This is a genomic window from Acholeplasma laidlawii PG-8A (genome assembly GCF_000018785.1).
Lineage (GTDB): Bacteria > Bacillota_I > Bacilli_A > Acholeplasmatales > Acholeplasmataceae > Acholeplasma > Acholeplasma laidlawii.
In genome coordinates this window covers 1-22,742 of record NC_010163.1, presented here as the reverse complement: position 1 = coordinate 22,742, position 22,742 = coordinate 1, and the positions used below count along the sequence as shown (strand labels likewise).

Here is a 22,742-nt window from a genome sequence, read left to right as displayed (position 1 = left end):
AGAAGATAACGTATCATAGTATTTTTGTGCCTCATATAGATTTGGTAAAACTACAAAAATATTTTTATTAGAAATATCATATCTAAGCGAAAGCATTGTCTGTAGATAGCTATGGGATACACCTTTAAAATCACCTGTTCTGGCGTTTAAAATGGCGGCATCTTTATATATGGAGTTTAATAAATTTTTAGTCATAAAATGCTTCCTTTTTGCACGTGATAAAGCCCAGACTAAAGAGTCTGGGGGGTGTTGTATTTGGTCATGATGTTATTAAAATTGTTTGTTGAAATCCACTCAATGATGGCATCATTTACATATTCAATCGTAGGTAGTATCGTATTTAACTCATTTGTTGAGAACTTGCCAAGGACATAGTCTACTTTGTCCATATGGGCATGTTCTCCAATACCGATTCTTAATCTTTTAAAGTCTTTAGTTCCTAATTTGTTAATGATATCTTTTAACCCATTTTGACCACCATGGCTACCTGTTTGGCGTATTCTTATCTTGCCTAAAGGTAATGCAGTATCATCTAGGATAACTAATATATCTTCTACATCTATTTTATAGAAGTTCATTAATTTTGTAACAGCATCACCAGATAAATTCATGTAGGTCAGTGGTTTAGCGATGATAACATCCTCACCTTCAATTTTAGTTTTAGTGTATGCTGCTTGTAGTTTTGAATCGACTTTTAATTCCGTATTTAGGTAACTTAAGAGTTTGTCTATAGCGATAAAACCTATGTTGTGTCTTGTTTGAACATATTGTTTGCCGGGATTTCCTAAACCGACAATGAGTTTCATTATTGATCCTCTTGAATTCTATTAAAGATTTGAGAGATTGGTTCGTCTTGTAAAATATGGATGATTGCTTCACCTAACAGTGCACCAATAGATAATTGTTTAAGTTTTGGTTGATTTTTAGCTGGATCTAAGTAGATTGTATCTGTAATAACAATCTCATTAATCACTGAGTTTTGTAATCTTTCTGTTGCATTAGAAGTTAATACACCATGTGTTGCTGCTGCATATACTTCTTTAGCACCTGCTTCTTTTAAAGCATTTGCTCCAGCCATTAATGTACCACCAGTATCTATGATGTCATCAATCATGATACATGTTGCACCTTTTACATCACCAATGATATTCATAACCTCTGCCTTATTAGGTTCAGGTCTTCTCTTATCTATGATTGCAAGTGGGGCATTAAAAAATGATGCAAATACACGTGCACGTGTCACACCACCATGGTCAGGAGATACTACAACAACGTTTTCTAATTTTTTTCTTCTAAAATATGAAGCTAGTGTTGGTGCAGCAGGGAAATTGTCAATTGGAATATCAAAGAAACCTTGAATTTGAGCCGCGTGTAAGTCAATACTTACGACACGATCAACACCTGCTACAGTCAGTAGGTTAGCTACTAATTTAGCGGTAATTGGTTGACGTGACTTAACTTTTCTATCTTGTCTTGAATAACCAAAATATGGCATGATGATTGTAATAGATGCTGCAGATGCTCTCTTAAGTGCATCCGTTAATACCAATACCTCCATTAAATGGTCATTTGCTGGTTCTGATGTTGGTTGAATCACAAAAACATGGTTACCTCTTACAGATTCTTCAATGTTAACGGTAATCTCTCCATCAGCAAATCGAATAACTTCAACATTTGATAATGGAATTCCTGCACTTTTAGCTATTTTTTCAGCTAGCGGTTTATTAGCGGAAAGTGTAAATAATTTAGCCTTTTTTTCATCTATAGTCATTGTTAGTAAGCCTCCCTTTTCTAATTTCCATTATATCATCAATTATGTTTTAATAAAGCATCTAAGCGAAAAAAACAACCATTTACGCGAATTGTTGTCTCTTTCTATAATCAAAAAATATTGCCGATGGCAATATCTTCGATTGATGCTGTTTTGCGAGTACTAATTATCCTCTAAATCCTATTAACTCTTTAGTTTATTCTTCAACTGAAGCTGTTGCTTCAGCATCAAGTGTTTCTTTATATGCTTTGATGATAGAATCTTCGATTTGTTTACGCATATCCGCGTGTATTGGATGTGCTATATCTCTGAAACCGCCATTTGGCATCTTCTTGCTAGGCATTGCAACGAATAATCCATTTTCACCTTCAATCACTCGTATGTCATGCACTACGAATGCATCTTCAAATGTAATTGTTACTACACCTTTTAATCTTGAGTCACTACTTACGTGTCTTACTCTGACGTCTGTTATTTTCACTTTGCCCCTCCCGGATGTTTGATACAAAAATATTATAGCACATTTTCCGCCTTTTCAAGCGCTTACATTACAAAATAATAATAATTATGAAATTTTGATGTAATAATAGATTCCTTAATATGTTTTTATGCAATTATTTATGTATTTTATTTGATTGTCCTTATATAAATAAAAAAATATTGATACAATCGATCAATATTTTTAGTTATTTTATTTATAAAGTTTTTCAGTAAGTGTAATAAAATCATCTACACTTAGTGATTCAGCTCTTGTCTTCTCATCTAAATTAAGCGACTTTAAAGATTCTAGTATCTTAGCTTTATCTTCGTTTAGACCTGTAGATAGATTATTTAACAAGGTTTTTCTTTTATGCATAAAACTCAACTTAACGATTTGAATAAACTTAAGCTCTAATGATTTATCCAGTTTAGTTTCTTTTTTAGTTAGTTGAACAACCATGGAATCTACCTTAGGTACCGGGTTAAACATTTTTCTATTTACATTAACAACCAACCTTACATCTGTAAAGTATTGTAGAATCGCAGAAAAGGCATTATAGCTTTTTAAATTCTTCTTGCTAATCATACGGTCACCCACTTCTTTTTGGACCATGATTGTTGCTGTTTTAAGTTGATCTATTTCTAAGAATTTAAAAATAATCGGTGTTGTAATGTAGTATGGTAAATTACCAATCAAGTGAATTGGTTCACCTTTAAAATATGTATCTAAATCATTTGTGACATCAGATTCTAAAAAGTCTTGGAATATGATGTTGCTATCTTCACTTAAGAAATTTTCTAAAACATCTTTTAGAGAGTAGTCAATTTCATAGGCTAGATACTTTTTGGCATCTTTAACTATAAACTGAGTTAGTGCACCTAACCCTGGTCCAATTTCTAATACGTTTTTATCATGAATTTGTGCTGAGTCAACAATCTTTTTCAATAAATTCTTATCTGTTAAAAAGTTTTGACCAAATCTTTTTTTAGCTTGATGCATATAATATATCCTCTAAATCTTTATAACTTAACCCTAGCCAATTAAGCCTTTGTATCAGTGTCTTGGAGTTACTATAGGTTAGGTTTAATTTGCTGGTTAAGTAGTCTCTTTTGGCTTTAGAGTCTGTTTGACCGCTAAGTCCCAATTTATATAAACTATCTAATGTAATAGACTCTACTTTAGGTAGTTCTTGTACCTCATGGAGAAGCATGGTCTTTAAATCTTCTAAGGATAGGTGTTCAACACCTATCTTCTTTTTATTTTTACTAATCGCTTTATGTTTTTGAACAAAGATATGTGTAGGATTTGTTAAATGTTTAGCAATCCTTTTTCTTATTTGTTCACCCGTATAATCAGGATCTAATAAAAGTATGATTTGAAATTTATCTTCATAGGTTTTTAAAAACTGAATCACATCTTCTTTGATTTGTGATCCCCCAACAGAAACAGTTCTAATATTTGGATCTATTTGTTTAAGTAGCGTTTCATCGTGTGTGCCTTCAACAACATATATTTTTTGTTTCATCTTTTTTTATAGAAGAACTTAGGATCTGATTTTACACTTGATGTTACAAGTGCGTGTACAATAGATGAATGCTCAGATAAAGTTACAATATTACCTTTCTCATTGTAAATATAAATTTGATCACCCAAATTAGCTTCTGTTTCACGGTAGGCACTTTGTTCAACACTTGTTTTAAGGGTAAAGTATTTTATATCGTCCGAGCTTCTTGAGTTCAAGATGTCATTGATTTGTTGTTGGTTTTCTTTAGTATCATCAATATATGACCAAATATTTCGATTTAAAAAATCACTTGATAATTCTTTTAAGATAGGATCTTTTGAATTTAAGAAATATGCAATAAGTCCGTTCATATAATAATCATCTATCTTTAAATAGGCATACATGTTTGTTGGGTCTTTTAATATGGTTTTAAGTGATGTGACATCATGCTCAAAATTAAAATTAGTTTCTAGTAAATCTCTAACTCTAAAATATATTTTTTCTAGTATTACTTCATAAGCTCTAGCTTTTGGATGGTAATATACTTGCCAGTACATATGGTATCTGGCAACTAAGTAGTTTTCAATTGCGTGAATACCCGATGCTTTAAAGGCTAATTTCTTATTGTGTATTTTAACGACTCTCATTAAACGGTCTAAATCGATATGACCATAAGCTGCCCCCGTAAAATAAGCATCTCTTTCTAAGTAATCTAGCCGATCAACGTCTAGTTGAGAAGAAATGAGTTGCTCAATTAATGGAAATTTCTTATCCTTTAAAATGATACTTGAAACATCATCAGCAAATGAAGCATCTATCTTATCTAAAATATTTCTTATTTCAGGGTGTGTTTTAATAATGGTTGCACCAATGACTTCATGGTTTACTTTAAATACATACTCAAATGCATGTGAGTATGCACCGTGTCCGATATCATGTAAGAGTGCTGCAACTAAAAACAACAAACTTTCACGTTCGTTTAAGTTTTCCTTTATTTCTTTGATATCTAAGAATCTATTGGCTAATTCATAAACACCTAAAGCATGTGAGAATCTAGAATGTTCTGCAGAGTGAAACACCATATGAACACCAGATAATTGTCTAACACGTCTGAGTCTTTGAAATACAGATGTGTCGATTAAATCAATGATGAATTCATAATCTACATGAATATAACCATATAATGGATCTCTAAAAACTTCTTGTCTTTCAAGTTTTACCATATATTACCTCTTATGAAGTGAAAAGTGGCAAATGCCACTTATCTATTTATTAGTCTAAAATTTGATATTTTTTAACAAGTGATACGGTGTCACCATTTCTTAGCATAAATGCTGCACCATCATCAGTGTCTAAATGGCAATCTAATCTAAAACTTTCGTGTACACGGCATAATACGTTATCTAATAGACCCGCTTTAATACCATCAATTTTAATTGAGACAACATCTCTATCTTTGACACCAAAAGCTACTGCATCCTCAGGTGAGAAATGGATATGTCTATCAGCAATGATAACACCTTCATTGATTTCTACTTCACCTTTAGGTCCTACTAATTTAGCTTTTCCTGATCCAGCAGTATCACCACTTGAACGAACAGGTGCAACAAATTTATAACGGATTGCATCACTTTGTGAGATTTCAATTTGAGTACCTTTACGTGTTGGTCCTAGAATTCGAACGCCTTCTAATACTCTACCGTCTGGAGATACAACATCAATTTTTTCTTCTGCTGCATATTGGCCAGGTTGGCTTAATTCTTTTAAAATGGTTAATTCATAACCAGCTCCAAATAATATTTCTAAATGCTCTTTTGTAACGTGAGCGTGGCGTCCAGAGATGCCTACAGGTATTTTTTTCATAACTATTTTCCTTCCAAATTATATCTTTATATAAATTATATCACGTATAAGAAACATCCACAAGAAAAGATATTTGATATAATATGTATAAGGAGATGATAATTATGGAAACAATATTTACAAAAATAGTGGAAAGAAAGATTCCTAGCCATATCGTATATGAAGATGATTTAGTCATCGCATTTTTAGATATTACACAAAGTACTAAAGGACACACGTTAGTTGTTACAAAATCGCCTTATGAAAATATTTTAGAGGTTCCAGAAGATGTTTTAAAACATTTATTTGGTGTCGTACAAAAATTAGCTAAAGGGATTCAACATGCTTTTAACCCATCAGGGATTAACCTATTAAATAATAATGGTTCCACTGCAGGTCAAACTGTATTTCATTATCACGTACATATTATCCCACGATATGATAAAGAAGAGATTACAATTAAACTCAACGATACTTCAAAAATAATCACTGCTGATGATTATAAAAATAGAGCAGCAATGATTATTGCAGCTCTATCGTAAATAATACACCATTAGCGTGATTGATAACAGAAACCTTTAATCCAAATCTATCCATTGTTTCTTTCACAATGGCTAGACCTAAACCAAATTGACCTTTACTACCTTTTTCATAGGCTTTAAAAATCTTTGGTAAAACATTTTCTTCTATATGCTCTCCATCATTAAAGATGGTGAGCTTTTTTTCTGTTATTTGGATAACGATTTTTGTTTGTGCATAGCGCACTGCATTATCTACAATGTTAGATATTGCAATATGGGCCCCCTCTGGATCCATGAGATGAATCCAATCTGTTTCAATATCAATAATAAACCTTAAATTAGTAATATATTTATAGTTATTTACAACTTGTTCAACAATTGTCTTAAATGATGTCTTTTCATAAGTATTATGGTTATCAATATAGCCAATCTTACTATACTCAATAATTTGCTTAACCTTTTTATTGAGTAAATCTGATTGTTTAATAATAAGATCAGTCGATTCCACACCTTCAATACCATCTTGAATCGCTTCTGCATAAGACCTAATGACAGCAATCGGCGTTTTCAAATCATGACCTAAGTTTTGAATCATTTCTTTTTTAGTATCTTCATTATTTTTAATTTCAATACGCATATTATTAATAGTTTCAGCAAGAGAAGCAATCTCTTCTGCACTACTATCTACTTTCACCTCTGATTGATAATCATCTTCAATCATTTGTTTCACACTAGATTGTAGATCCTTTAATTTTCCTACTGTACTAGTACTCCATAGCCATACAATGATGTTACCTAGGACTAATATATTTAAGAATGCGAGTGTTGTATAAAACGGGATATTACCTGTCATATCTTCAACAAACTCAGTCACGTTAGATACTGCAAATACACCATACTTGGTACCATTCAATGGTCTTTTAACTCGTCCCATATAGGCTATGTTGCCATCTATGGTATATCTAAGTGTTCTGTTGGTATATGTTTCTTGACTCTTAAAGTGTTCCCTTAGCATGAAATTAGATATTTGATTAAAATCTTGTAGTGATACGTTATTTTTTGAATAGTGGACTACTTGATCGTCTACAATAATGAAAAAATCATTATATTTTGTAAGACTCTCATAAGAAAAACCCATAGGATTTTCTTCATATATTCTCAAAATCTCATTAAAATAACTATCTAAATAAATTCTATTTTGATTTTCATAGGCTCTTGTAAAACTCAAACTAACGATAAACAAAAAAAACATACCACCTAATATCGTGACAAATGAAAATATGATATTGAGTTGTGTGGCAAGTTTTAGTTTGGTCATAATAATCTATAGCCGAATCCGTAAATAGTTTCTATTCTTAATAGTGGCATTTTAGAACGCAGACGACGTAGTAAGTCATCTACAACTCTATCAGAACCCACATAGTTTTTACCCCATATAGTTTCTAATAAAAGTTTTCTTTCAATTGGTTCTTGTTTATTTTTTAAGAATACAAGTAACATTTCAAACTCTTTATTAGTCAGTTCAATTAGTTTATCACCTTGTCTAATTTCTCTAGAGTCTAATTGAATAGAATAGTCACTATAAGTCATATGACCTGGTCTTGAATTCTTACGTTTTAAAACAGCTTTGACTCTAAGCATTAATTCTTTAGGTGAATATGGTTTAGCAATATAATCATCAGATCCTAATTCAAGACCTTTGATTTTATCTAAAGCTTGATCTCTAGCTGAAGTAAATATAACAGCAGCTTCTGGATTTGCTTTTGAAATTGCCTTAATTAAATCAAAACCGTCAATTTCACCAGTCAACATAATATCTAAAATCCATAAATCAACTGGATCACCAACGTGTTCCATGGCTGTTTCACCATCATAGAAAACTGTAACATCATAATTTTCTCTCGTTAAGTATTTACGGATAATTTCTGAAATATTAACTTCGTCTTCAACAAAATATATTTTCATTAATTGTATTCCCCCTTGGATTAATTAATTTCTTAATATAATTTTATCACATAATTTGAAACTTAGTATTTATAAAGGAAAAGCCACCTTTTTAAAGGTGGCGTTTCGAGAGAGAAAAATGAAGTACCTCTAGTATATAGTCTGTACCTTTATTTCTCAATCTTTATGAAAAACTATGTTATTTATTGTAATGAATAACATTATTTAATAACTTCTACACCCATATATGGTTTTAAGACTTCTGGTATTGTAATTGATCCATCTTGATTTTGATAGTTCTCTAGTACTGCAATCATTGTTCTACCAACAGCTAAACCAGAACCGTTTAATGTATGCACATATTCTGTTTTAGCATCTTTTGAACGTTTAAAGCGAATGTTGGCTCTTCTTGCTTGAAAGTCTCTAGCATTTGAAATAGATCCAATTTCACGGTACATATTTTGACCTGGTAACCATACTTCAATATCGTATGTCTTACTCATACCAAAGCCCATGTCTCCTGTTGATAAGACAACTACTCGATAAGGAATATTTAATAGTTGTAGTATTCTTTCTGAGTTTGCTAACATATCTTGATGAGCTTGTTCAGAATCTTCAGGTCGTGCAAATTTAATTAATTCAACTTTATTGAATTGATGTTGTCTTAAAATACCCTTAGTATCTCGTCCAGCAGAACCTGCCTCTGATCTAAATGCTGTTGTATAAGCTACATACTGAATTGGTAATGCATCATTATCAATGATTTCATCTCTAAATAGGTTAATAGTTGGTACTTCTGCTGTTGGATTTAAATACCAATCAAATCCTTCTAATTTAAAAGCATCTTCTTTAAACTTAGGAAATTGTCCTGTTGCATACATAGATTTATCATTTACAATAAACGGTGGAATGATTTCGGTATAACCATGTGTATACGCATGTGTATCTATCATAAAGTTTATAAGCGCTCTTTCCAGTCTAGCACCTAGCCCTTTATCTACTACAAAACGTGGACCAGTGATTTTAGTTGCACGTTCAAAGTCTAATATATTTAGTGCTTCACCTAATTGAGTATGATCTTTTACTTCAAAATCAAAATGTCTAATAGTACCCCATTTTTTAATTTCAATATTTGCAGATTCATCTTTACCAACCGGTACATCGTCAGCAGGAATATTTGGTAAAACGATGAGTTCTTTATTAATTTTTTCATCAATCTCACCAAGTTTTAACTCAAGTGCTGGTATGTCACTTTTAATGGACTCTACTTTTAATAACACGTGAGAAGCATCTTGTTTTTGTCTTTTAAGTTCCCCAATTTCTTTGGAGTATTCGTTTCTTTTTGCTTTTAAGTCTTCAACTTCTTTAATTACAGATTTACGCTCTTCTTGTAAATCTATTAATTGTCTTAAGTGGCTAAAATCACCACCTCTAGTATTTAACTTCAAGATGACTTCATCTATATTTTCAGTTATATATTTTAAATCTAACATTTTTCCTTCTCCTTATAAAATAAACGTCCTTAGACTAAAAATAGTCTAAGGACGATCCATTGATTATCGCGGTGCCACCTTAATTCTATTGTATATAAACAATAGCGCTCATACATTCTTAACGTGAATAACTCGGATGTTTTTAGCATCACTCCAGAGTGGAACTTCTAACTATATGATCTGTTTTCACCTACCACAGACTCTCTACCACATAAACGTTAAAATTAGCTCTTTCATCGTATTATATATATTATACTCTATTTTACTCACTACGTAAAGCGGCTACGGGATCTTTGTTGGATGCAATTTTTGCTGGTATTAATCCTGCAACAAATGTAAGTAACACAGAAATTCCAATAAGCAATAGTGCATGTAGGTAGAATAGCTGAGCAATTTGATCATTTCCTGTTGGTTCAGCTAAGAAAATATTGACAATAGGTACAAGTAAATATGTAATAATAACTCCTAAAGAACCTGCAAATAAACCTATTAATATAGCTTCTGCATTAAATACACGTGAAATATCTTTTTTTCTAGCTCCAATAGAACGAAGAACACCAATTTCTTTAGTTCGTTCTAACACTGAGGTATAAGTAATAATACCAATCATCACACTTGATACAAAAAGTGATATTGCAGCAAACGCGATTAGTACAGCACTAATTGAATCCATCACTGTTTTAATCATACCTACAGCGGATGCAACAGTGTCCACATAATTTACTTGAGCCTCTTCATCTTTACCAATGTTATAAGCATCTAATATATTTAAAATTGCCTCTTTATCATCAAAACTATTTGGATAAACCAAGATACCGCTTGGAATATCATAACCACCCAAGGTATACAACACATCTTCTTTGGTATTATTTAAGCTGATGGTTACACCGTTGACAACAGATGTTTCACTTGCACGTTGTGCAACTACAACATCTGATTGGGTATTGAGTTCAATAATTCTTTCGGCAACTTTAGGTGTATAATAAATCCCTTCACCTACTGAGACAAAATCTGTATTCACCTTAATAATACCTGAAATTGTAACAGTGATGACGTTTTGGTTAGATTCATCATTATATAATGATAACAAGTCTGCTGTATCTACATTTGTATTTTTCGCTGTGAAGATACCGTCATTTTCTTTATACATTGCATTATTTGTAAATATTTTAAATGTTTGACCAACTAAATTTTCAAAAGGAATAATTGTATTTTGACTTAACCCTAAGAAAGTCATGATGTTATTAGGTAATCTATGTCCTTCATCTACAACAATAACCGCCTCATACTTTAAAGGGTTATAATAACTACCTGATACAATATCAAAATATTCCGTAACAAAATCATATGAGAAGGCACTTTGATTAATATAATCCGTACCTACAAATGAAAATGGAGGTTGGGGATTTGATGTTGGATTCGCATTAAGCTTATTGCCATCTAAATAGTAGTATTGTGTCTTATAGTCATATTGATAAACAATTGTACCATGTGCACTTAACTCGCTATTTTCTATGTAATCAATATAATCTTGTGTAATATCATTAGTTGCAAAAGCAAAACTAATTTCTGGTTCATAACCAATGATGCCGCCTTCAACCGGTTCTGGTTCCACACGGTCACGGTTAGCGTTAATAATTGCACTAAAGTCGGTATAAGAACGACTCACCTCAAGTGGTAGTCCAGCAAATGTACCGCGCTCCATATCATTTAAGTACTCTGTAAATCCATATTGTAAGGACATTACAAGTGCTACCCCAATAATACCGATAGATCCTGCAAGTGCTGTAATAAGTGTTCTTGTCTTTTTAGTCAGCATATTTTTAAAGGATAGTCTTAATGCAGTAAAGTAACTCATACTTGACTTACTTGTTTCGTTTTTTAATGCTTTATTATCTTTCTTATCATATGGATTGGTGTCCCCTATGACTTCACCATCTTTTAATCTTACAATTCTATTTGAAAATCTCTTTGCTAAATCAGCATTATGGGTTACCATTATGATGAGTTTATCTTTAGATATTTCTTTTAGTAGATTCATAATGTCTTCAGATGTTTCACTATCTAATGCACCAGTTGGTTCATCCGCTAGAATAATTGTTGGGTTATTAACAAGTGCTCTTGCGATAGAAACACGCTGTTGTTGACCACCAGATAATTGATTAGGCTTCTTATTGACATGATCTTTTAATCCAACTCTAGTTAAAACATCAAGTGCTCTTTTTCTTCTAACTTCTCTTGAAACACCAGATAATGTTTGAGCTAACTCAACATTAGATAACACATCTAAATGCGCAATTAAATTATAGTTTTGGAATACAAAACCAACTCTATGGTTTCTGTATGCATCCCAGTCTTTATCTTTATAATTTTTAGTAGATACATTATCAATGATAATATCTCCACTATTATATCTGTCTAAACCACCAATTAAATTTAATAAGGTTGTTTTTCCTGAACCTGATTCACCCAAAATAGAGACAAATTCATCTTGTCTAAAGGTTAAATTGATACCCTTAACAGCATCAAATCTTTGTTCACCTATTTCATAGTACTTAGTTAATTTTCTAACTTCTAACATATTTATACTTACCTTCCCGGTATACAACATTAAGATAAATGAATGTATACAATATAAACTATTTACATTTTATCATTTTTAGACTATTAAATTTGTGAATTACATATATATGTGAAAGATTTTACATTATGTAAAAAGGAGCTATAAAATCCCTGAAGAATATTAATTCTTCATTTCTTTACAGTCCCTTTTTTGTGATAGGTTGCCGAAATATGCCTTTTTTTCGGTTGTTCTACTTAATTCCTAATAAAGAATAATACTAAGAATTAACTATCATCCTTAATATATAAAAAAACCACAGACCAAATAAAGTAATTATATTGGTCTGTGGTTTTTGTTTTATATGATTATAAATCTAATTTAGTTTGTTTGGCGTTTTTTGTATCTTCTTCATCTACTGATTCTTCTAGTGCTTCAAGTTCAACAACTTCTAAGACCTTTTTTTGATTGCTTAGAGCCATTTGTTCTTGAGTTACTACAGCTTCATTAGATACAACTTCTTCTTCAGGTTCCTGATGATCTACAATCGCGATTGTTGATACTTTTTGATCACCTTTTAATGTAATAATTCTTACACCTTGAGTTGCACGTTTTGTTTGTGAGATTTGATCAATTGGCATACGTATTGTAATACCTCTATCACTTACTACAATGATGTCTTCATCGTTTGTAACTTTACGTAAAGTTTTTAACTTACCGTTTTTATCTGTTACATTTAATGTCTTAACACCTTTACCGCCTCTGTTTTGAAGTCTATATTCAGTAATCGATGTACGCTTTCCATAGCCGTTTTCGGTAATGACTAAGATATCGTCTTCAATACCGTCTACAACTGCAAATCCAACAATTTCTTCATCATCTGGTATGTCCATACCACGGACACCGGTTGCTGTACGTCCAATTTCTCTAATATCTGTTTCAAGGAAGTGGATAGCTTTACCGTTTGATGCACCTAGTAAGATATGTTTATGACCATTGGTTGATTTCGTCACTAAGAGTTCATCATCTTCCCTTAAACTGATTGCTATAATACCGTTTTGTCTAATATTCTTGTAGTTATTAATATGTGTACGTTTTACGATACCCCTCTTTGTAACAAAGAATAGATAGTGATCTTCAGCATCAAAGTCTTTAATGGTTGTAAAGCTTGCTAATTTTTCTCCTGGTTGGAAGTTTAGGTAGTTTACAATTGGTACCCCTTTAGATTGACGTGATCCAGATGGTAAGGTATACCCTTTAAGTTTAAATACTCGACCTAGGTTGGTAAAGAATAAGTGGAAGTCATGTGTTGATGTCATCGCAATATGCTCAACAAAGTCATCGTCATGTAGTTTAACACCACTCATGCCGACGCCACCTCTGTTTTGTAATTTATACTCATCTAAATTCATACGTTTGATGTAACCATTATTTGTTACAGTTACAACGATATCTTCAACAGGGATTAAATCTTCATTATCAATATCAAGATCTTCATATAAATTCACTTCTGACATACGAGGATCATCATATTTATCTTTAATTTCTTGAAGTTCAGACTTTATGATTTCGATTTTTAGATCTTCATCACCTAAAATTTGTTTGTATTCAGTAATTTTATGTGCTAAATTATCTGCTTCTTCATGAATTTTATCGATTTCAAGACCTGTTAATCTTTGAAGTTGCATCGTTAAAATAGAACGAGCTTGAATTTCTGTGAAATCATAAGTTGCTATTAAATTATTTCTAGCATCTTCAGGATTTTTTGCATCTTTGATGATTTTAATGACATTATCTACATCATTTAAAGCTTTAACAAGTGCTTCTAATATATGCATTCTAGCTTCAGCTTTTTCTAAATCAAATTGTGTACGACGTGTAATAATTTCAATTTGGTGTGCAATATAATGTGTTAATGCATCTTTTAAACTAAGTAGTCTTGGTTGTCCATCGACTAAAGCAATCATATTAATACCAAAGGATGTTTGAAGTTGAGTATGTTTATATAAGTTATTTAAGGTAACAGATGGATTAGTATCTTTTCTAAGTTCAATAACGATACGCATACCTTTTCTATTGGATTCATCTCTTAAGTCTGAAATACCTTCGATGATCTTATTTTTAACAACTTCAGCGATTCTTTCAATTAATGTTGTTTTATTTACTTGGTAAGGTATTTCAGTAATGATTAATTCTGTTCTATTTTTAGTTTCAACAATTTCATGTTGTGCACGAACAGCAATAATACCTTTACCTGTTTCATATGCTTGACGAAGACCTGTAATACCAAGAATTTGACCACCTGTTGGGAAGTCTGGTCCCTTAATGTATTGCATTAATTCAAGTACTGTAATATCAGGATTATCTAAATATGCAAAGATTGCATCAATCACTTCACCTAAATTATGTGGTGGAATATTTGTAGCCATACCAACAGCAATACCGGTTGAACCGTTTACTAGTAAGTTTGGATATCTTGATGGTAGTACTTGTGGTTCACGTTCTGAACCATCATAGTTATCTACAAAATTTACTGTGTTTTTGTCGATATCTCTAACCATTTCACCAGCTATCTTAGATAGTCTAGCTTCGGTATAACGCATCGCAGCAGCACCATCACCGTCAACAGAACCAAAGTTACCATGACCGTCAACTAATGGTTTTCTATAACTAAATGGTTGTGCCATACGCACCATGGCATCATAAATTGAAGAGTCACCATGAGGGTGATATTTCCCCATAACATCCCCAACGATTCTCGCTGATTTTTTATGTGCCGTATTTGCATACATGTTATTTTCATGCATACCGTAAAGAATACGTCTTTGAACTGGTTTTAATCCGTCTTTAGCATTTGGAAGTGCACGAGATACAATAACACTCATCGCATAGTTTAAGAAGGATGTTTTCATCTCTGAAGTAATGTTTACTTCTTTAATCTTATCATGTAGTTTATCTGTATTTTCACTCATTATTATTTACATCCTTTCCTATGCGTCAATATCTGTTGCATATTGTGCATTATTTTGAATAAATTCTTTTCTTGGTTCAACTTCTTCACCCATTAACATAGAAAACACTTGATCGGCTTCGATAGCATCTTCTAATTTAATTTGAAGTAAAGTACGCTTTGCAGGATCCATTGTAGTATCCCATAATTGCTCAGCATCCATTTCTCCTAAACCTTTATAACGTTGAATAGATGGTTTTGTTTCTATTGTTTTTAGTAGTTCATTTAATTCTTGTTCATTATAAGCATATTGAAAATTTCTGCCCCAAGAAATTTTATATAGTGGTGGTTGAGCTGCATATACATAACCAGCATCAATTAATGGTCTCATATGTCTAAATAAGAATGTTAATAGTAGGGTTCTAATATGTGCACCGTCGACGTCAGCATCGGTCATAATAACAATTTTATGATAACGTGCTTTGGTAATATCAAACTCATCAGAGATACCTGTACCCATAGCTTGGATTAAGTTCACAATTTCTTTATTAGAAAGCATTTTATCTAGACGTGCTTTTTCTACGTTTAAGACCTTACCACGTAATGGCATAATTGCTTGGAATTCTGAGTCTCTACCTTGTTTTGCAGAACCACCCGCAGAGTCCCCTTCCACAATATAGATTTCTGATTTTTCAGGATCTTTACTGCGGCAATCCGCTAGTTTACTTGCAAATCCTAAAGCATCAAGTGGTGATTTTCTTCTTGTTAAATCTTTTGCTTTTCTTGCAGCAACACGTGCGCGTGTTGCAAGTAAAACTTTTTCAACAATCGCTTTTGCTTGAGCTGGATTTTCCATTAAAAAACGTTCTATGGCTTCACTAGTAATTTGGGATGTAATTGCACGAACTTCAGGGTTACCTAATTTAGTTTTTGTTTGTCCTTCAAATTGAGGTTCAGGGTGTTTAACTGAAATAATTGCAGTTAAACCTTCTCTAGTATCCTCACCTGAAATACTGTCATCTTTTTTCATTTTTAAATCATCTGCATACTTAGATATAACACGCGTTAATGCCATCTTGAAGCCATCTTCGTGCATTCCACCTTCAGTAGTTGAGATGTTATTTGTAAATGAATGTAGGTTTGGAGAATAGCTATCTACAAACTGCATAGCAAGTTCTACCGTGATGCCATCTTGTTCTTTATCGATATAAATAATGTCATTATGAATCTTTGATTTAGACTGATTTAAGAACTTAACATATTCTGTAATACCACCTTCGTAGTGGAATGATTCAGACTTGTTTTCTTCAAAACGATCATCGATTAAATTCAGTTTAAGTCCTTTATTTAAGAATGCTAATTGTTGGATTCTTGTTCTTAATGTTTCATAGTTATAAATAACTGTTTCAGTAAAAATAAGTGGATCCGCTTGGAATGAAATAATCGTTCCTGATTTATCTGTACTTCCTTTTACTTTAAGGTCATATGCTGGAATACCACGTTCATATTTTTGTTCATAAATCGTTCCATCTTTATGAATTTCTACAACAAACCATTCAGATAAACCGTTGACTACAGATGCCCCTACACCGTGTAGACCACCAGAAACTTTATAAGAACCTTTATCAAACTTACCACCTGCATGAAGCGTTGTTAAAATCGTTTCAACAGCTGGTCTTTTTGTCTTAGGGTGGATATCTACTGGAATACCACGACCATTATCAGTAACGCGTATCACTTCACCTTTTAAAATCTCTATGGTGATTTCATCTGCATATCCGCCTAAAGCCTCGTCAATTGAGTTATCAACGATTTCCCAAACTAAGTGGTGAAGTCCACGTTCACCTGTGGATCCGATATACATACCTGGTCTTTTTTTAACTGCTTCTAATCCTTCCAATATTTGAATATTATCTGCAGTATAATGACTGTTATTATTATTTGGCATTGATTGTTTCTCCTTCTTGTAATACTATTTTTTGAAAATCTATGTGTCCATTTATAGGTAGTGCTGTTGTAATAAATACTTGATGATTTTTAGATAGTTGACTCATAAACAAGTTTTGACGTTCTAAATCTAATTCAGATAATACATCATCTAATAGTAAGATTGCATCTGTCTTAGTTACTTCTTTAATCCATTCTAACAAGGCTAATTTGAGTTCTATGACAATTAATCTACTTGTTCCCTGTGATGCACTGTCTTTTGCATTCAAACCCTTATAAAGTAGTTTAAAGTCGTCTTTATGTATACCGGCAGTTGTTGTCTCATACATAATATCTTGTTTTTGTTTTGTTTTAAGATGTTTAAGGAAATTTTCTTTAGTGACGTTAGGTTCATATAGCATCTCAACTTCAAAGTCCTTATACTTTGTTTGTATTGTTTTAAATTTTTGATTAAGTGCTTCAATAAACTTTTGTCTTTCATCAAAAATTTGAATACCTACATCATAGAGTTGTTCACCTAAAATATTTAAGAATGTATAATCTGTTAAATTTCTGTTTTTCTTAAGTAAAGCATTTCTTTGTTTTAAGATCTTTTTATAACTATTTAAATTTCTTAAATAGGTTTTAGAAACTTGCATGAGTTCCATATCTAAAAAGTAACGTCGCTCGGAAGGACTTCCCTTGATAAGCATTAAGTCTTCAGGAGCAAACATTACAACTCTTAATTGACCTATATAGTCAGAAATTTTTCTAACTTCTGATTTATTGATGGTTGTTCTTTTACCATTTGGTGTAAGTACAATCTCATGTAGTTTTGAATCCTCTATAAGTTTTACTGAGGCATAGGGTTTATCATATTGAATCATATCCTTTTCAACGCTTGATCGATGTGACTTTGTTGTTGCAGCAAAATAAATCGATTCTAGAATGGAAGTCTTTCCAACTCCGTTTAAGCCTTGAATAATCACAAGTGGTTTATTGATTAAAACTTTATAATTTTCTAAATTTCTAAAGTTTCTTAATTCAATTGAAGTAATCATTTAATTAAAATCTTGTTGCCGTTAATTGTAACGACATCACCTTTTTTAATCTTCTTTTTCTTCTCGTAAACTTCTGCATCATTTAGTAATACTTTATGCTCATATAAAAAATACTTCGTTTCCCCTCCGGAACCGATGTAGTCTAAAGCTTTTAATAATTGTGCGATGGTTATAAACTCGCCTTCTAACTCAAAATGATTCATACGCTTCATTCACCTACCTATTATATTATAACATAATATAAGTAAAAAAGCGCACTTTTTAACGCTTTTTGTCTATATTAATGTTTACTATGGCCTATATATAAAAAATGGTGATTTCGGCTGTTTTTGAAGTATTTAGATTTTTATGTTCTTTTTAATCCTGTTTTTTTAATTTTTATAAAAAATGTCTTAAGACCTGTTTTATAGGTTCTTAAGACATCTATTTTTATCTATATTTATTAGTCAATACGTACTGGTAAGATTAAATGTAAGAGATCAGGATCTTGATTTCCTTTTACTACAAACGGTTTAATTTCACCTGCAAAGTTAAGTGTAACTTCAGTTGAATTAAATGCTTTAAGTGCTTCATTTAAGTATTTAGAACTAAATGCGATTGAAATTAATTCTCCCACTACATCTTCTGATGGAATAATTTCTTCTTTTGCATCCCCAACTTCAGTGTTTGTTGAAGATATCTCAACAACTTGATCAGGTCTTAATGTTAATTTAATAATGTTGTAGTTTGATTCTCTATCTCTTGGAGATAATAAAGAGACACGGTCCACTGCATTTAATAATTCTTCTTTATTAAATGTAATGACAGTAGGAAAATTAACAGGTATGATTTTTGCTGTATCCGGGTATGTACCTTCTAATAATCTAGTTTGAAACCAAATTTTATTCATTTTAAATAATATTTTATTTGGATTAATAAATACTTCAATTTCTTCATTCACATGATCTAATATTTTTGATAGATCATCTAATGATTTATTTGGAATAACAATATTAAATGTTTTAGAATGTGTTCTTAGTTTTAAATTTTTTTGAGATAAACGGTAAGAGTCTGTTGCAACTGCAAATAAGTGGTTATCTTGATATTTAAAGTTTACCCCAGTAAGAATTGGGCGTTTTTCGTTATCAGCTGTAGCGAAATTAGTTTCTTTAATAATTTCTTTCACCATATCAGATGATAGAATCACTGGTTCTGCTAAGTCTAAAAAATCAACATCTGGATAATCATCGATATCCATAAGTTTTAATTTAAATTCTGAACGATCTGCTTTAATAACTAATAGTCTTTCTTCTTGTAGAGCAACCTCAATACGCTTAGCAGCTACTTTTCTAATAATATCAATAAAATAACGGCCAGGTAAAGCACTGATGAATCCCCTAATGATTTTGGTAAAAATCATTAAGTTAAGGTGGATACACATCTTGTCATATGATCAAATGGTTTCGCGAAAAATCAATAATCAGACAACAAGATGTGCGAACTCGATATTTTACACGACTCTCTTTACCAATTCTGCCCCGAATTACACTTAAAACGACTCAACAGCTTAACGTTGGCTTGCCACGCATTACTTGACTGTAAAACTCTCACTCTTACCGAACTTGGCCGTAACCTGCCAACCAAAGCGAGAACAAAACATAACATCAAACGAATCGACCGATTGTTAGGTAATCGTCACCTCCACAAAGAGCGACTCGCTGTATACCGTTGGCATGCTAGCTTTATCTGTTCGGGCAATACGATGCCCATTGTACTTGTTGACTGGTCTGATATTCGTGAGCAAAAACGACTTATGGTATTGCGAGCTTCAGTCGCACTACACGGTCGTTCTGTTACTCTTTATGAGAAAGCGTTCCCGCTTTCAGAGCAATGTTCAAAGAAAGCTCATGACCAATTTCTAGCCGACCTTGCGAGCATTCTACCGAGTAACACCACACCGCTCATTGTCAGTGATGCTGGCTTTAAAGTGCCATGGTATAAATCCGTTGAGAAGCTGGGTTGGTACTGGTTAAGTCGAGTAAGAGGAAAAGTACAATATGCAGACCTAGGAGAGGAAAACTGGAAACCTATCAGCAACTTACATGATATGTCATCTAGTCACTCAAAGACTTTAGGCTATAAGAGGCTGACTAAAAGCAATCCAATCTCATGCCAAATTCTATTGTATAAATCTCGCTCTAAAGGCCGAAAAAATCAGCGCTCGACACGGACTCATTGTCACCACCCGTCACCTAAAATCTACTCAGCGTCGGCAAAGGAGCCATGGGTTCTAGCAACTAACTTACCTGTTGAAATTCGAACACCCAAACAACTTGTTAATATCTATTCGAAGCGAATGCAGATTGAAGAAACCTTCCGAGACTTGAAAAGTCCTGCCTACGGACTAGGCCTACGCCATAGCCGAACGAGCAGCTCAGAGCGTTTTGATATCATGCTGCTAATCGCCCTGATGCTTCAACTAACATGTTGGCTTGCGGGCGTTCATGCTCAGAAACAAGGTTGGGACAAGCACTTCCAGGCTAACACAGTCAGAAATCGAAACGTACTCTCAACAGTTCGCTTAGGCATGGAAGTTTTGCGGCATTCTGGCTACACAATAACAAGGGAAGACTTACTCGTGGCTGCAACCCTACTAGCTCAAAATTTATTCACACATGGTTACGCTTTGGGGAAATTATGAGGGGATCTCTCAGGGTAAAGCAATCTTTCCTGTCTTATGAACAACTAATGATGGATCATCAATTAATACTTGAATGGCTATATCAGAGTTAGAAGCTGTTAATTGGATATAATCTGAAAACACTTCAAATTTAATAGCATATAAAATAGGTAGAGGTGTTTTATTTGGTAATCCTTTTTGTACATGGCATTAGATGGTTTAGTAAGATATCTCTTTCAATTGTAAAATTCATATTTTACCCCTTTTATTAATTATTATTTCTTCTTTGTTATTGTTAGTGTCTGTGGGAAAGTGGGAAACTAGCAATAATCGCTTCATCTACCATTTATTTTACCACATTTAATCATTTTTATAAACATTTATCACTTTAATAATGGTGAATCTATTTTTTTGACAATCGAGTCAACAGCAAACTTTAAGTTCGAATCCATCCTCATATCGCGTTCTACTTTTTCACAAGCAGATAATACTGTGGAGTGGTCTCTATCATTAAATAAAGATCCAATTGTTTTATAAGGAATATTGTATTTAAGTTTAATAAGATACATCGCTATATGTCTAGGTAATGTGAATTTAGCATGTCTTTTCTTACCAATTAAGTCTGGTAATGAAACTTGGAAGTAATCTGCTACAATACTTTGGATCTTATCGTAGTTATTTTCGTTTAAATCATTTGTTTTCTTCTTAGTTTTTAATACAGCACCAAGTGCTTCTTCAACAACATTCATTGTAATTTCTAGATTAAAGGTCTGTGCATAACTAATTAAACGAATGAGTGCACCTTCCATTTCTCTAATGTTTGCTGCAAATTGAGATGCTATAAAGGTTAAAATATCCTCACTTACCTCTAAGTTGGCATCTAATGTAGCTGTTTTTCTCTTTAAAATACTTATTCTATGTTCTAATTCAGGTATTTGTATGTCTACAGAGAGACCAGCTTCAAAACGTGTCGTTAAACGTGGCATGATATTTGTTAATTGTGAAGCTGGTTTATCAGATGTTATAACGATTTGTTTATTATTTAAATATAGGTAGTCAAAGAGCTTAAAGAATTCCATTTGAGTTTTACTAGCATTTGCCATAATTTGGATGTCGTCTACTAATATAACGTCAATATCTTTATATTTAGCATTGAATTCTTCAGTCTTATTTTTGTTTCTTGATAATAAAGATACAAAGTCTTCAATAAAGTTATCAGCTTTAACATATAAGATACGTTTTTCGACATCATTATCTAATATATAGTTACCTATTGCTTGCATAAGATGGGTTTTACCTAAACCTACATCACCAAATATGTAGAAAGGGTTTGCTACTGCTCCAGGTTGATCAGCAACCTTCATCGCCATACGAAAAGCAAACATGTTAGATTTTCCAACAACAAAAGAGTCAAAGGTATAGGTAGAGTTTAAGTTCCCTTGACGATAATCAATGGTTAATTTACGATCAGCTACTGGTTCTTCAATAACTTCTTCTTGTGATACGAATTTCAATCTAACTGGAGTACTTGAATATTTTGTAGCAAGTTCGTTAATTTTTGCAATGTATAGTTTATTGATACGATTCTTTAAGAACTCATTAGCTACAACCATTGTAAGTAATCCGTTTTGATCTTTAAAAGTAGAAGTCACTGGTAGAAATAGCTCGTTGTAAGTCTCCTCGTTGTATAGTTTTTCTAAATCCTGTAATATTGTCTGCCATAATGTGCTGTTTGGACTCATGACTGCCTCCCTATAGTAGTTAATAATTTATGTAAAACTATGATAGCATAAGAAACGACAAATTTATTAAAAAGTTTTCCACATTATTTGTGGATAACTTTTTGATTTAAACACTTTTGAAAAATTTGTTTGTGGATAACTTTCAGTGTGTCATTTGCTTTATAAAGCCAACAAGTCGACTTACACAACTTATCAACATTGTGAATAAAATGTGGAAAATTTATCCACAATATGTGGGCAAAAATTGTGGGGAAGTAATTACATAAAAATTAAGCAAAAAATCAAATA

19 protein-coding genes and 1 other annotated feature are annotated in these 22,742 nt (G+C 32.4%); of the genes, 2 read left to right on the top strand and 17 right to left on the bottom strand.

The features are described from left to right. Positions 1-230 precede the first annotated feature (230 nt). The 7 genes from pth to ACL_RS00070 form a co-directional block, all read right to left on the bottom strand. On the bottom strand, positions 231-806 hold the full coding sequence (pth, locus tag ACL_RS00100; RefSeq protein ID WP_012241993.1) for an aminoacyl-tRNA hydrolase: 576 nt from the start codon (positions 804-806) through the stop codon (positions 231-233). Then, positions 806-1,771: a ribose-phosphate diphosphokinase gene (locus ACL_RS00095; protein WP_012241992.1), complete on the bottom strand. Its 966-nt coding sequence runs from the start codon at positions 1,769-1,771 to the stop codon at positions 806-808. The genes pth and ACL_RS00095 overlap by 1 nt, the downstream gene beginning before the upstream one ends. A 196-nt stretch (positions 1,772-1,967) precedes the next feature. Further along, a complete protein-coding gene (gene spoVG / locus ACL_RS00090) occupies positions 1,968-2,252 on the bottom strand; it encodes a septation regulator SpoVG (protein WP_012241991.1) in 285 nt (94 codons plus the stop codon). Positions 2,253-2,462: 210 nt separating this feature from the next. After that, the gene (gene rsmA, locus ACL_RS00085) at positions 2,463-3,251 is read right to left on the bottom strand and encodes a 16S rRNA (adenine(1518)-N(6)/adenine(1519)-N(6))-dimethyltransferase RsmA (protein WP_012241990.1); all 789 of its coding nucleotides are present in this window, start codon (positions 3,249-3,251) and stop codon (positions 2,463-2,465) included. Continuing rightward, positions 3,238-3,777, bottom strand: a complete 540-nt coding sequence (gene rnmV, locus ACL_RS00080; protein WP_012241989.1) for a ribonuclease M5 — start codon at positions 3,775-3,777, stop codon at positions 3,238-3,240. Before rnmV ends, rsmA begins: the two co-directional genes overlap by 14 nt. After that, entirely contained in the window at positions 3,774-4,979 is a 1,206-nt protein-coding gene (locus ACL_RS00075) for an HD domain-containing protein (protein ID WP_012241988.1), read from the bottom strand. The genes rnmV and ACL_RS00075 overlap by 4 nt, the downstream gene beginning before the upstream one ends. A gap of 49 nt (positions 4,980-5,028) precedes the next feature. After that, on the bottom strand, positions 5,029-5,619 hold the full coding sequence (locus tag ACL_RS00070) for a phosphate propanoyltransferase (protein WP_012241987.1): 591 nt from the start codon (positions 5,617-5,619) through the stop codon (positions 5,029-5,031). A 104-nt stretch (positions 5,620-5,723) separates the two neighbouring features. Here ACL_RS00070 and ACL_RS00065 point away from each other — a divergent pair, with 104 nt between their 5' ends. Further along, on the top strand, positions 5,724-6,140 hold the full coding sequence (locus tag ACL_RS00065; protein WP_012241986.1) for an HIT family protein: 417 nt from the start codon (positions 5,724-5,726) through the stop codon (positions 6,138-6,140). Here ACL_RS00065 and ACL_RS00060 read toward each other — a convergent pair. From ACL_RS00060 to dnaN, 9 genes are all read right to left on the bottom strand, one after another. Then, positions 6,121-7,437 (bottom strand): HAMP domain-containing sensor histidine kinase, encoded by a 1,317-nt coding sequence (locus ACL_RS00060; RefSeq protein ID WP_012241985.1) that lies wholly within the window; start codon positions 7,435-7,437, stop codon positions 6,121-6,123. The two genes, ACL_RS00065 and ACL_RS00060, sit on opposite strands and share 20 nt — an antisense overlap. Further along, positions 7,434-8,084: a response regulator transcription factor gene (locus ACL_RS00055; RefSeq protein ID WP_012241984.1), complete on the bottom strand. Its 651-nt coding sequence runs from the start codon at positions 8,082-8,084 to the stop codon at positions 7,434-7,436. The genes ACL_RS00060 and ACL_RS00055 overlap by 4 nt, the downstream gene beginning before the upstream one ends. A gap of 200 nt (positions 8,085-8,284) precedes the next feature. Next, on the bottom strand, positions 8,285-9,556 hold the full coding sequence (gene serS / locus ACL_RS00050) for a serine--tRNA ligase (RefSeq protein ID WP_012241983.1): 1,272 nt from the start codon (positions 9,554-9,556) through the stop codon (positions 8,285-8,287). A 44-nt stretch (positions 9,557-9,600) separates the two neighbouring features. Beyond that, positions 9,601-9,802: a binding site (T-box leader), on the bottom strand. Between the two features lie 16 nt (positions 9,803-9,818). After that, complete coding sequence (locus ACL_RS00045) at positions 9,819-12,137, bottom strand: ABC transporter ATP-binding protein/permease (RefSeq protein ID WP_012241982.1); 2,319 nt, start codon at positions 12,135-12,137, stop codon at positions 9,819-9,821. Between the two features lie 347 nt (positions 12,138-12,484). Further along, entirely contained in the window at positions 12,485-15,088 is a 2,604-nt protein-coding gene (gene gyrA / locus ACL_RS00040; protein WP_012241981.1) for a DNA gyrase subunit A, read from the bottom strand. A gap of 18 nt (positions 15,089-15,106) precedes the next feature. Then, positions 15,107-17,014 (bottom strand): DNA topoisomerase (ATP-hydrolyzing) subunit B, encoded by a 1,908-nt coding sequence (gyrB, locus tag ACL_RS00035; protein ID WP_012241980.1) that lies wholly within the window; start codon positions 17,012-17,014, stop codon positions 15,107-15,109. Next, entirely contained in the window at positions 17,004-18,053 is a 1,050-nt protein-coding gene (recF, locus tag ACL_RS00030; RefSeq protein WP_012241979.1) for a DNA replication/repair protein RecF, read from the bottom strand. The genes gyrB and recF overlap by 11 nt, the downstream gene beginning before the upstream one ends. Further along, complete coding sequence (locus ACL_RS00025; RefSeq protein ID WP_041633700.1) at positions 18,050-18,256, bottom strand: RNA-binding S4 domain-containing protein; 207 nt, start codon at positions 18,254-18,256, stop codon at positions 18,050-18,052. Before ACL_RS00025 ends, recF begins: the two co-directional genes overlap by 4 nt. A 239-nt stretch (positions 18,257-18,495) precedes the next feature. Next, complete coding sequence (gene dnaN, locus ACL_RS00020; protein ID WP_049751929.1) at positions 18,496-19,452, bottom strand: DNA polymerase III subunit beta; 957 nt, start codon at positions 19,450-19,452, stop codon at positions 18,496-18,498. Between the two features lie 72 nt (positions 19,453-19,524). Between dnaN and ACL_RS00015 the strand changes: the two genes are divergently transcribed. After that, positions 19,525-20,733 carry an IS4-like element ISVsa5 family transposase gene (locus tag ACL_RS00015; RefSeq protein ID WP_012241977.1) on the top strand — a complete coding sequence of 403 codons (1,209 nt, stop codon included), beginning with the start codon at positions 19,525-19,527 and terminating at the stop codon, positions 20,731-20,733. A gap of 362 nt (positions 20,734-21,095) precedes the next feature. On the opposite strand, the gene dnaA is transcribed toward ACL_RS00015, so the two are convergent. Beyond that, positions 21,096-22,454, bottom strand: a complete 1,359-nt coding sequence (gene dnaA, locus ACL_RS00010) for a chromosomal replication initiator protein DnaA (RefSeq protein WP_012241976.1) — start codon at positions 22,452-22,454, stop codon at positions 21,096-21,098. Positions 22,455-22,742 lie beyond the last annotated feature (288 nt).